Here is a 12,495-nt window from a genome sequence, read left to right on the forward strand (position 1 = left end):
CCAAAGAGCAATCCGGGACGCAGGCTACGTTCATTCGCTCGACCAGCTATTGTGCCTTGCTGTTCCGGTGTTCGAGTTCAACGAGTAGGCCACTATGGTCCAGATCCCCCGCATTCTGAATGAGACATCGGAAAAGGTCGGCGGTGATGGCCGTGTAAGGCAGTGTCTCGATGCCAATTCCCTCTGCAGCGTCGAGGGCATTATCGAGGTCTTTCAAGTGCGTGACAGAGCGTCCCTTGGTCTCGAAGTCCCGCTCAACCATCCGTCGGCCATGGAGTTCGAGAATTCGGCTTTCGGCGAATCCGCCACGGAGAGCTTCCCTAACTTTGGCCGGATCTGCACCGCCTCGCTCCGCCAGAAGAAGCGCTTCGGCAACCGCCCCGATCGTAACCCCCACGATCACCTGATTGGCGAGCTTTGCTAGCTGGCCTGCTCCATGCGGTCCGACATGCACCGCATGCCCCATGACGCTCAAGATCGGCATCACCTTGGCAAATACGTCGGCGTCGCCTCCTGCCATGATCGCCAGCGTCCCCTGCTCCGCCCCGAGTGTTCCGCCGGAAACGGGAGCATCGATATGGTGGACGCCTCGATCGGCCAGGCGCCGAGCGTGGTCTTTGGCCTCTGACGGCTTGATCGAACTCATGTCGATCACGGTGCAGCCGGGTCGCAACGCATCTGCAGCGCCCTGCAGGAATAGAACATCCCTTACAATCTGCCCGTTCTCGAGCATGAGGATCAGAACATCAGCGGAACGGGCTGCCTCAGCGGCGGTATCGACGACATCGGCGCCAAAGGACCGAAGTGCCTCGGCTTTCTCGCGGGAACGATTCCATGCAATGACCTTGTGACCTGCATCGAGCAGCCGTTTAGCTTGTCGAGATCCCATAAGGCCGATGCCGAGGAACGCGACCGCACGTGAATCAGCTAGCATTTCCAAAGCTCCTGTGCCGTGCTCCAACGCCAAAAGCCGCTTCCGACTTAAGCGATGACGGACGAGGCATCAGATTTCGCACGCTTTCTGAGAGCGGCACTCACCAAGGGCCAGAACGCCAGCACCAAACCCAGAGTGATCAACGTGCCGACAAGCCCGTTCGACCAGAAGATGGACAAGGACCCTCTCGACATGATCATCGACTGTCGGAAAGCGTCCTCAGCCTTGTCTCCCAGCACCATCGCCAAGACGAGCGGCGCTATGGGGTAGTCGAGCTTCTTGAAGAGGTAGCCGACAAGCCCGAAAACCAATGCCAGCCACAGATCGAAAGAGCGACCCGCAACAGTATAGGCACCGATAAAGCAGACCACGACGATGATGGGTCCGATGATGGCAAACGGAATGCGAAGGATAGATGCGAACAGCGGGATGGTCGTCAGCACAACCAAAACGGCCACAATATTCCCGAGATACATGCTGGCGATCAAACCCCAGACGAAGTCCGGACGCTCGATAAAGAGCATCGGTCCCGGATTCAGGCCCCAGATCATTAAGCCGCCCATCATGACCGCTGCCGTCGCTGAGCCAGGAACACCGAGCGCCAACATAGGCAATATCGCACTGCTTCCTGCAGCATGGTCCGCCGTTTCGGGAGCGACAACGCCCTCCGGCTCTCCCTTGCCGAATCCGTCCCTCCGGCGAGACAAACGCTTGGCGAGACCGTAGCTCATGAAGGATGCCGCAGTCGGCCCGCCCGGCGTGATCCCCATCCAGCATCCGATCGCGCTGCTTCTCAGAAGCGCGACCCAGTAGCGCGGCATTGTCGCAATGGTCTTGATGACATCGCGCGGCCGAACCCGCGCGCGAATTCCATCGAAACGAAGTCCCTCCTCCATCGTCAGCATGAGCTCTCCGATGCCGAACAGGCCAATCACTGCAATCAGAAAGCTGATGCCACCCAGCAGGTCGCTGAAACCGTATGTCAGACGCAATGCACCTGACACGGTGTCCATCCCGACTGCGGCAAAGGCAAAACCAAGGCCCAGCGATACGATCGTCTTGAAAGGAGACGTTCCGCCGAGACCTACAAAGCTGGCGAAAGCGAGAAAATAGACAGCGAAATACTCAGGCGAACTGAATTTAAGAGCGAACTTGGCGACCCAACCCGACAGAACCGTAATCAGAATGACGCCTACAAGCGCTCCGAATCCGGCGGACAGAAAGGCCAGAGTGAGCGCTTGCGCCGCCTGTCCTTGCTTCGCCATCGGATATCCATCGAAGGTCGTTGCGACGGACGAAGGCTCTCCCGGAATATTGAATAGGATTGACGTGGTAGAGCCGCCGAAGAGCGCGCCCCAGTACATACTCGTGAGAAGGATGATGGCCGAGACCGGATCCATCGTGAATGTCAGCGGCAGCAGGAGCGAGACGCCGTTCGGGGCTCCTAGGCCAGGCAGCACTCCGACGAGAATGCCAAGCAGAACGCCAACGATCATCAGCGCAATGTGATACGTCGTCAGCGCGACGCTGAAGCCATGCAAAAGCGAAGCAAAATTTTCCACGGGCTTTCTCCGCCAGAACGTTGTCGTATCAATAAAGGCCCAGTGCGCTTTCGAGTGGGCCTTTCAACAAGGGGACCTGAAACGCGTATTCGAGCACGACGTAGAAAAGGATCGCAGCTGCGACGCCCGATGCGGCCGACACAATCAAGTGATAGCCACCCTGTCGCCACATCACGAACGCCAAATAGAGGGCGGTCGCCACATATAGTCCGAGAGTTACGGCGAGGATGACGAACGCGAGCATCGGGACCAGGAACGATCCAACACGATGAGCCTGCTCTCGATCCAGGAAAACGGCTTGCAGAGCGCTTCTGTCTCTTGCCATCTGAGCGAGATTGCCGAGGCTGGCACCTATAACGAGCAGTCCGATATAGAAAGGAAATGCGCCGGATTCCGGCCCTGCATCTCCCCAGCCGATCCCAAATTCAAGAGCACCAATGACGGTGACGAGTCCGAGACTGGCCGTCAGAGTTGCAGTGGCGATCTCAGCCTTGAAACGAGAAATCATGGTATCGTCCTCTGCCTGTTCCCTATTCGGTGAACCGGCGAGGACACCGCCACGCCGGCCCTTCCGATCAATCGAACTTATTTGACGATCCAGCCTTCCCGCTCGAAGACTTTCTTGTTCTTGGCGTCGTCGTCGGCGATGAAGCTTTTCAATTGCTCGCCGACAAGGAAGCGGTTTGTCTGAGACGTACGCTCGATATACTCCTTCCATTCGGGAGTCTGGCTGACCTTCTTAAGGAGATCGGCGTAGAAGGTAACCGCATCCTGAGGAACATTGCTCGGAAGCCATACTGTACGCGGCATCTGGAACTGATCGATCGGGACGCCGGCCTCCTTGCAAGTCGGAATATCCGCCCAACCCATATCGGCGGTCACCTTCGGCCCCTCTGCCAAGCGTGTGGGGCTAAAAACGCAGAGCGGCTTGACCGCCCCGGCTTTCCATTGTCCGACATTCTCGTTCGGATTGTTCGTGTTCGAGTCGATATGGCCGCCAGCAAGCTGCACTCCGGCTGCGCCGCCGCCCTGGAAGGGAACATATATAAATTTCGCGCCCGTCGCGTCTTCAATCAAACTCGTGAGTGTCTGGTCAGTATCTTTCGACTGACTTCCCCCCATTTTCAGGGTCTGCGGCTTCGCCTTTGCCGCTTCAACGTAGCTCTTTGCGTCCTTGTATTCAGAGTTTCCGTTAACCCATATAAGAAACTCATCCATGGCCATCGCAGCGACAGGCGTCAAATCGCTGGCCTTATAGGCGAGCTTTGCGACGTACGGCAAAAGATACTCATTGTTCGTGCCGAACGTGAGCTTATATGCGTCCCCAGTGGCGACCTTCGCATAGACATAGCCTTCAGCGCCGCTGCCACCACCCTTGTTGGTGACGACGACCGGCTGATCCATCAGATTGTTTTTGGAGATGATCGACTGGACGACACGAGCGAAGTTGTCGGTGCCGCCTCCAGGACTGGAAGTTACGATGAATTCGACTGGCTTTGTCGGCTTCCAGTCCGCATGAGCCATACTGCCGACTGCAACCGTGATAGCGGTCGCAATCATCCACGGTGTCTTCTTTGGCATTGTTTCCTCCCTTAGTGTTGAAATCCAACCGATGGCGTCGGTTCAAGGATTACAGTGTTTGCTACGCAACTCCTTCCAGCTGATTTCTTGGGCCTCCCGTGCTCTGTCTGCGTGCACGAACTTCGGAGCCCATACGGATAGCCAGACGAAGCGCCTCTTGACTCGCTCCAAGATTGGCAATGCCGCGACCGGCAATCTCGTAGGCCGTGCCGTGAGCAGGCGTACAGATCGGAAATGGAAAGCCACCGATCAACGTGACACCCCTATCAAAGCCCATCAGCTTCATCGCGATCTGGCCCTGATCATGATACATGGTCAGAACCGCATCGAAGTCGCCGTTCTTTGCTCTCAGAAAAACAGTGTCAGATGGGAACGGCCCTTGAACAGCAAGCCCTTGCTCTGCCGCCTTGAGAACAGCTGGCTCAATGACATCGATTTCCTCGCGCCCAAAATTTCCGCCGTCGCCGGCATGAGGGTTGAGACCTGCAACAGCGATCCGTGGTGGGTTGAACCCCGCAGCGCGCATGCATCCATCAGCCAGAGTGAGCGCGCGCAGGATCGACCGCTCGGAAATAGCAGATGCCACTTTGGAGAGCGGTATGTGTGAAGTCACGCGAGCGTTCCAGAGCCGCCCCAGAACATTGAATTCACTTGCATCCGCTGACGACTTGAGAACGTCCCGCACAAAGCGGATTTCGTCGTCATAACCTTCATAGGCTAAGCGCATCGCCTTCTTGTTAAAGGGCGTGAAGAAGACGCCATCGGCCCGGCCGGAAGCCGCCAGAAGCAGCGCATGGCGGAAGTTCGCAGTCGCGAACTGCCCGCCCTCAAGGGTCGCTGTTGCAGGCACGACCTGCTCTAGAGCGAGATTCCCGAGATCAACGAAGATCGGGCGACGAGGGCTTTCCGGAATAACATCATCCGAGGAAGCCACGTCCACATCTATTTGGACCCCTGCGACCCTTGCCCCCTCCTCCAGGATCCTTCGGTCGCCATAGACGACCAAGTTCGCGTCGGCACGAAATTCTTCTGATGCAATGAGCTTGGCAGCCAGTTCCGGGCTGATCCCCGCGGGGTCGCCCATGGCAAACGCAATGGTCGGCTTCTGGAGGGAGGGAGGAGTCACGACGACCTCATATGAAATGACCTTAGGACACTAACAATGGCAATTTCTGCACGCAAGCATTCTGTATGCAGAATTTAGTTTACGTCAATTCAGCATTTAACTATAAAAGATGCGAAGCGCCCCGTTACGGCCTATATTCCACCGGAACGAGCAAATGGATGGCCAGAGAATGGATCACCCAACACTTTCCTCCCCCGCCGCGCTAACCTCAGATACCGAAGAGCGTGGCCCGATCGCACGGCTCAGCCTGCATGATGCGATCGTGGCTCGGGTTCGCGACATGATCATCGAAGGCGAACTCGCACCTGGAACCCGCATCCATGAAGGGAATTTGGGCGCCCGCCTTGGCGTTTCGCGGACGCCGTTGAGAGAAGCGCTTAAGTTCCTCGCCAGCGAGGGTCTTGTCGAATTGTCGCCGGGTCGTGGCGCCGTGGTGCGCCAGTTCAGCCCCAAAGACGTACAGGACAGCCTTATCGTGCTTGGGAACCTTGAGGGTCTGGCCGGCCGGCTCGCCTGCGAAAATGCGACCGATGCGGATATTCAAGAGGTCCGGCAGCTGCACGACCAGATGATGGAGATGTATGCAAAGCGCGACCGCCTCCCCTATTTCAAGCTCAACCAGAACATCCATTCGGCCATTCTTCGCCTCTCGAAGAACGAGGCGCTGGCATACGTGCATGGAATTCTACAGGCTCGGCTGCGCCGCATCCGGTACATCGGAAACGAAGGGCCCGAAAAATGGGCAGGAGCCGTCGCTGAGCACGAGGAGATGATCGCCGCCCTCGAGTCCCGCGATGCGGACCGCCTGTCCCAAGTGCTGACGGCCCACATGGCAAGAACTTGGGAGCGCGTCAGAAACGCTATCTAGCCTCCCACGCCGACTCCTTGGTCATGAGCCTCGGACGATAACCGCGAACCGTTTCACCCCAATGCCGAGGCCGTCCATATGAGTGACGAAAGCCAGTTGCGCGAAGCAATCTGCCGATTTGGCCGCTCTTTGTTCGATCGCGGACTGACTGCCGGCTCGTCTGGCAACATCTCGGTGCGTCTCAGTGATGGGGGCTGGCTGACGACGCCAACGAACAGTTCGCTCGGCAACCTTGACCCGGCGCAACTGAGCCGTCTCGATGCTTCCAGTCGCCTCATTTCAGGTAACGCGCCAACAAAAGAACTTCCGCTACACACAGCTCTCTACGCTACACGTAAGGATGCGGGGGCTATCGTCCACCTGCATTCCACACACTCGGTCGCGGTCTCGATGCTCCCGGACGTCAATCCGGAGGACGCTCTCCCTCCCATGACAGCTTATTACGTCATGCGCGTGGGTCGAACCGCGCTGGTCCCATACTATCGCCCGGGAGACCCTGCGGTAGCGGGTGCCATCCGCGGACTTGCAGGGCGATATACCTCAGTCCTGCTTGCGAACCACGGGCCGGTTGTAGCTGGCAAGGATCTCGAATCTGCGGTCTATGCAACCGAGGAACTGGAAGAAACAGCGAAACTTCGCCTTCTCTTGCATGGCCTCAATCCACGACTTCTCAGCCGTGCTCAGGTCCGTGATCTCGTGCATCATTTCAAACTCGATCGGGCCATTTTAGGCGACACCGCCGACGAAGAGTCATGCACGATCTCCCACAACCATTCTCACACGTGCAGATAGATCGATGCCCCGCTTCTCGGCCAATCTCGGCTTTCTCTTCTCCGACCGCCCCGAGCTCGACCGGGTATCTGCCGCGGCCATTGCTGGATTTAAGGCCGTCGAAATGCACTGGCCCTACCAGGTGCCTGCTGCTGCCATGCGTGATGCACTCATGCAGAACCGACTGACCATGCTTGGGCTCAATACGCCCGTCGGTAACGCTCCTGCAGGCGATTTCGGACTGGGAGCTCTGCCAGGTCGAGAAGACGAATTTCAGCAGGCTGTCGATCAGGCTCTATCGTATGGAATGGAAATCGGTGCCGATGCCGTTCACTGCATGGCCGGGGTCGTGTCCCCGGATGAGCTTGCAACGGCAGAGCGTACGTTCATCGAAAACTTGAGAATTGCGGCCGACAAAGCTGCCCAGGCCCAGGTGACGGTATTGATCGAGCCCATCAATCACCGCGATAGGCCCGGGTACTTCCTTTCACGCGTCGAACAGGCAGCACTCATCATAGGACAGGTCCGCCGATCCAATGTGAAGATCATGTTCGACTGCTATCACACGCAAATCATGCAGGGTGATCTCATTCGACGCCTCGAAAGTCATCGCGAGCTCATTGGTCACGTGCAGATTGCCGCGGTTCCCAGCCGAGCAGAACCGGATGAGGGCGAAGTCAACTATGCCGAGATCTGTCGAGCGCTCGATCGGATAGGCTATGACGGCTGGGTGGGCGCCGAATACAAGCCGCGCCATCTCACGGAGGGTGGATTGGGTTGGCTTGCGACGTGGTCACGAGATTGCGCGTCGTCCAACCCCGATAGGAGCAGGGCATGAGATTAGGGTGCATCGCGGATGACCTGACTGGAGCGACCGACCTGGCTCTCATGCTCGCACGTGAGGGGCTCCGCACCATTCAAACCATTGGTGTGCCTGATCGCAGTCTAGAACTTTCCGCGGCTGATGCCGTCGTCGTTGCACTCAAGTCCAGAACGATTCAGGTCCAAGAGGCCGTCGATCAGACGTTGGCAGCGGCCGAAGCTCTCCGTAATGCCGGGGCACAGCACTTCTTCTTCAAGTACTGCTCCACCTTCGATTCCACCGACGAGGGCAATATCGGGCCGGCGGCCGAGGCGCTTCTCGCCTTCACGAACAGCGGTTTTACCGTCGCATGTCCTGCATTCCCAGCCAATGGACGAACAGTTTACAAAGGACACCTGTTCGTCAACGGAATGCCACTGCATGAGAGCAGCATGAAGGATCACCCGCTGACACCAATGCGGGACTCCAATCTGGTCAGAGTATTGCAACGGCAGACAAGGCTTTCGGTGGGTCTTGTTCCTTTTGAGGACGTCGAGGCTGGACCTGAAGCGATTCGAGCGGCATTCATGCGAGAGCAGTCGATGGGTCATCAGGTCGTGGTTGTCGACGCTTTGACTGACAGCCATCTTCGCGCCATCGGTCTGGCAAGTGCGGATCTCGCTTTGATCACAGGCGGATCCGGCGTAGCCATGGGCTTGCCAGAAGCTTATCTCGCTGGCGCAAATCTCTTTGCGCCTGGCGTCAATACCTTCGAAGCGCCCGCGGGTAGAGAGATTATCTTGGCCGGCTCCTGTTCCAGTGCCACAAAACAGCAGGTCGAAGTAGCTCTGGCGAATGGCATACCGGCATTCCGGATCGATCCTCTGGCGCTCGCATCCGGCGCTCTCAATGCACGGACCGTACTCGACTGGATCGGCACGCAGCAGGCTCATGGGCCCATGCTAATCTACTCGACAGCGGCACCCGATGAGGTGCGGGAAGTCCAACATCGCCTCGGTCGCGCGAAGGCCGGCGAGATGGTGGAAGAAGCTCTTGCCGAGATTGCGCGCTCCCTGCCCCCACGCGGCTTCACACGTCTCATCGTCGCCGGTGGAGAAACGTCGGGCGCCGTTGTGAATGCACTTGGAGCGAAAGCTCTCGCGATTGGGCCGGAAATTGATCCAGGTGTTCCTTGGACGCGGACACTCTCAGGTCCTGATCTCGCACTCGCGCTTAAATCCGGAAACTTTGGAGCTCCGAACTTCTTCCTGAACGCCTACCGCATGCTGCGGTAACGTCTCAGGCTGATTTCACTCTCCACCCAACATAACAAGATGCGTCGATGCCACGTTCGGATCGCGCTCAAGGGAACGCGCCATGAATTATCATGCCTATTATTCAAAAGCTAAATGTCCTGTCGAAACATGTATCGTTGGAGCCGGCGGATTTGGGCAAAGCTTTCTGAGTCAAGCACAGCGGGTGCCTCTCATGAATGCCCGGGTCGCCGTCGACCTGACTGCAGAAAGCGCGGCATTGAGCTTGAAGGGGGCTGGCATAGAGGCGCGACGAATTCATAATTGCACATCCGCCAAGGATGCGAGAATTGCCTGGGATCGAGGGGATTACATCGCCGCATCCGATTTCGCACTTGTAGCTGACCTGCCCTTCGATGTTGTCGTGGAGGCGACCGGGCGGCCAGTCGCCGCGGCGCGTCATGCGCTTATCGCCATCGAGGCGAACAAGCACCTCGCCCTTGTGACAAAGGAGCTGGACAGCGTCATCGGGCCCGGATTGAAGGCTCTCGCACAAGATCGTGGCCGGATTGTCACAACCGTTGACGGGGATCAACCCAGTCTGCTCATCGGCTTGGCGACATGGGCGGAGGTTATGGGCTTTCAGATTGTCGCGGCGGGGAAATCCAGCGAGTACGATTTCGTGTTCGACCCTTCGTCGCGACAATTGAGCAGCAATGGACGCTTGGCGGACGATATCGATCTTGCCCGTCATTGGGATCTCGGCAACCATGACGTCAGAGAGATACTCAGCGCACGACACGCGGCTATTTCCGGTTTTCCCCAAAGAGCTGTGCCTGATCTATGCGAGCTCATGGTTGTTGCCAACGCCACTGGACTGCAGCCTGATCGCTACGATCTGCATGCTCCCCTCGCACGGATCAGCGAAGTGCCGACCATTTTTTCGCAACGCGATGCTGGCGGAATCCTGACGGGAACCAGACGCCTGGACGTGTTCCACTGTCTGCGCAAGCCTGACGAAATTAGCTTCGCTGGCGGCGTCTTCGTTGTCGTCTGTTGCGATGACGCGAATAGCTGGGACATTCTTGCCCAGAAAGGCCATATCGTCAGCCGCACCGCCGAGACCGCGATGATTTACTTGCCACGTCATCTCCTTGGCCTCGAAGCAGCCACAAGCATCCTCGATGCCGCGATTCATCACGCCTCCGGATATGGCGCGGACTATCAGCCCCGCTATGACCTAGTCGCTGTTGCGACAGAGGATCTTTCCGCCGGGACGGTCCTGAGCATGGGCGGGCATCATCACACGATTTCCGGAGTCACGGCAGAGTTCCGGCCCGCCGCCTCGTTGAGCTCCAGGGCGCCGGCTCCATTCTATCTTGCTGCAGATTGCAAGCTGACGGCGCACGTGAACAAGGGAGAGGAAATTTGCGTTGGCCAATTGGAGCTGTCCGAGGAATCTCCGTTGCTTCAACTGCGGCGGAAGCAGGATATGCGCTTCTTCGGAGCATCATGATGACCAGCGACAGACATATGAGCAACGCTTTGTCTTATTGCGCGGTTGTGTTCAATCAGTGCTTTCGGTGACGGTGTCACCACCCCGCTCTTCCGCTCCCCAATTGGCGTGCGAAGCTGCCGATTCCCGCGCCTGCACTGTTTACCGTCAGTCTGCGAGGCCCTCGCGATAGCCTATAAAGGCAATGACAAACTCAAGGATAACTTGGTCGTCGAAGTACAACCATCTGCCAACTTAAGCCATGCCGATGGCGAGCCTTCAAGATCCGACGAGCGCTTTCTAGATGCAGCGAAAGTGGGACATCACTCGCGATGAAGATACTTCAAAACTGAACGCCAAGTCATTCGCCACTATATACGTCCAAACCGGGCTTACAGAACCAAGACAAAGCCATTTTTATCTCTAGAATTCGAACAATTATTCGTCATATTGTTGACATTATTGGATCTGCTTCCCGTATTGACCGCTCATTTTCCCATCGCTGGCAGATTTTATCAACGAAGTGTCCGACCATCACAAGACCGCACCACGACCAGCTTGATAAGCAAGGGCCATAGACCGCATGTAAATACCAAGTCATTTTCATGCGGACTATCAATTATAAAACAAAATATAATAACAATAGTAAAGCAACGAATTGAATGTAGGCGTTTCTAAGGGGAAAATATACGCATCATAAGGCAAATTAACGATGCGTATATTGCAAGAACGATTCTATAAAAGGGGAAAACATGACCATCCATTCACCTGCCTGCTAATCAACACACTCCTCTCATCTCTTAACTAGCAATTCGCTGTTCGCTTTTCCGAACAGCGATCAAGGGATGGAAGTCGCCGGATCTTCTTTGCGATGTTCTCTGGCGTTCGTGCACCGGCAAGTCACTGCTTGAGATTAATTCTTGAAATGTCCGATGCGGGGCGCGTCTGACGTCACCGTGTCTCAGCTGTTCGTCTCGAAACGTCCGGCTTCAGGATCCTTTCGGCTGTCATATCGGCCGACGGAATGCTGGCATTCCAAGTAGCATCGAAGGCCACATTGGCCGGCGCATTTTCCCAATCAGGTCAACAACGGCGCTGTCTGCATAAGTCGCGTCAGCCCATTCTCTCGACCTGTCTCATTTAGCCATCCTTAAACTCACCAAGAAGGATTTATCATGACGTTTCCTACAGCAGCGACTGCCGGACTTCCTGATGGCGTCAAGCTCACCGCGTCGGGCGGCATCATCGTCACGAAGGCCGGTACGGTTCTCGATGGCCTAGACATCAAGGGGCAGGTCTATATCAGGGCCGCGAACGTTACCGTACAAAACTGCAAGATCACCTTCGATGGTTACGCTCCTGTTCGCGTCGATCAAGGCATCCAGGGAGCCGTCGTCAAGAATTGCGATATCGACGGCATGGGCAAGGCACTCGGAGGGATTTCCGGCGCCGGCACCTTCCTGAACAATGACATCTATGGCATCACCAACGGCATCAATGTCGAAGGTAACGTCGCCACCAAGATCGAAGGCAACTACATTCACGACTTCCGGTCCGATAATGGCGGCCATTTCGACGGCATTCAGATCTTCGGCGGCAATTCCAATGTCGAAGTCGTGCACAACACCATCATCAACAACGGTTCGCCGAATGGCGTCTCCGCCGTGTTCGTCGCCAATACCTTCGGCGCCGTCGACAAGGTCAACATCCACGACAACTACCTGTCGTCGCCCGGAAATTACCCGATCTACAACCTCGGCACCTACACCAATTCGCCGATCACCAACGTGACTTGGTCCAACAACTATGTGGTCAAGGGCTACTACGGCTATGAGTATATTCGCGCCGACAGCCAGGGTCATATGCCGACCATGACCAACAACACTATGGTCACGGGTGGTCTCTCTCCCGACAAGGCCCCCGACAGCTATGCCGGCGGCTCAACGCCCACCCCGACCCCGGATCCGACACCCACACCAACCCCGACGCCGGGCGACATCGTCGGCACCAGCGGCAACGACACCCTCAAGGGCACCACCGGCGGTGATGTCATGAAGGGCCTCGCCGGCAACGACACCTACACCGTCAACCACAGCGGCGATA

The 12,495-nt window shown here is 56.9% G+C and carries 11 protein-coding genes; 6 read left to right on the plus strand and 5 right to left on the minus strand.

Annotated features, from left to right (window positions below; genetic code table 11):
* Positions 1-46: 46 nt before the first annotated feature.
* From K9B37_RS02320 to K9B37_RS02340, 5 genes are all read right to left on the minus strand, one after another.
* Positions 47-934 (minus strand): NAD(P)-dependent oxidoreductase, encoded by an 888-nt coding sequence (locus K9B37_RS02320; RefSeq protein WP_224311165.1) that lies wholly within the window; start codon positions 932-934, stop codon positions 47-49.
* 47 nt (positions 935-981) lie between these two features.
* Entirely contained in the window at positions 982-2,496 is a 1,515-nt protein-coding gene (locus tag K9B37_RS02325; protein ID WP_224311166.1) for a tripartite tricarboxylate transporter permease, read from the minus strand.
* A 28-nt stretch (positions 2,497-2,524) separates the two neighbouring features.
* Entirely contained in the window at positions 2,525-3,004 is a 480-nt protein-coding gene (locus K9B37_RS02330) for a tripartite tricarboxylate transporter TctB family protein (RefSeq protein WP_224311167.1), read from the minus strand.
* Between the two features lie 77 nt (positions 3,005-3,081).
* The gene (locus tag K9B37_RS02335) at positions 3,082-4,077 is read right to left on the minus strand and encodes a Bug family tripartite tricarboxylate transporter substrate binding protein (protein ID WP_224311168.1); all 996 of its coding nucleotides are present in this window, start codon (positions 4,075-4,077) and stop codon (positions 3,082-3,084) included.
* A gap of 61 nt (positions 4,078-4,138) precedes the next feature.
* Complete coding sequence (locus K9B37_RS02340) at positions 4,139-5,161, minus strand: 4-hydroxythreonine-4-phosphate dehydrogenase PdxA (protein WP_224311205.1); 1,023 nt, start codon at positions 5,159-5,161, stop codon at positions 4,139-4,141.
* A 211-nt stretch (positions 5,162-5,372) separates the two neighbouring features.
* Between K9B37_RS02340 and K9B37_RS02345 the strand changes: the two genes are divergently transcribed.
* The 6 genes from K9B37_RS02345 to K9B37_RS02370 form a co-directional block, all read left to right on the plus strand.
* Positions 5,373-6,071: a GntR family transcriptional regulator gene (locus tag K9B37_RS02345; RefSeq protein ID WP_224311169.1), complete on the plus strand. Its 699-nt coding sequence runs from the start codon at positions 5,373-5,375 to the stop codon at positions 6,069-6,071.
* A gap of 78 nt (positions 6,072-6,149) precedes the next feature.
* The gene (gene otnC / locus K9B37_RS02350; RefSeq protein ID WP_224311170.1) at positions 6,150-6,863 is read left to right on the plus strand and encodes a 3-oxo-tetronate 4-phosphate decarboxylase; all 714 of its coding nucleotides are present in this window, start codon (positions 6,150-6,152) and stop codon (positions 6,861-6,863) included.
* Positions 6,864-6,867: 4 nt separating this feature from the next.
* Positions 6,868-7,680 carry a hydroxypyruvate isomerase family protein gene (locus K9B37_RS02355; protein WP_224311171.1) on the plus strand — a complete coding sequence of 271 codons (813 nt, stop codon included), beginning with the start codon at positions 6,868-6,870 and terminating at the stop codon, positions 7,678-7,680.
* Positions 7,677-8,939 carry a 3-oxo-tetronate kinase gene (gene otnK, locus K9B37_RS02360; protein ID WP_224311172.1) on the plus strand — a complete coding sequence of 421 codons (1,263 nt, stop codon included), beginning with the start codon at positions 7,677-7,679 and terminating at the stop codon, positions 8,937-8,939. Before K9B37_RS02355 ends, otnK begins: the two co-directional genes overlap by 4 nt.
* Before the next feature lie 82 nt (positions 8,940-9,021).
* Entirely contained in the window at positions 9,022-10,413 is a 1,392-nt protein-coding gene (locus K9B37_RS02365) for an NAD(P)H-dependent oxidoreductase (RefSeq protein WP_224311173.1), read from the plus strand.
* A 1,154-nt stretch (positions 10,414-11,567) separates the two neighbouring features.
* A partial coding sequence (locus tag K9B37_RS02370; protein ID WP_224311174.1) for a right-handed parallel beta-helix repeat-containing protein occupies positions 11,568-12,495 on the plus strand: 928 nt, incomplete at its 3' end.

It is taken from the genome of Microvirga puerhi, from assembly GCF_020089865.1.
Lineage (GTDB): Bacteria > Pseudomonadota > Alphaproteobacteria > Rhizobiales > Beijerinckiaceae > Microvirga > Microvirga puerhi.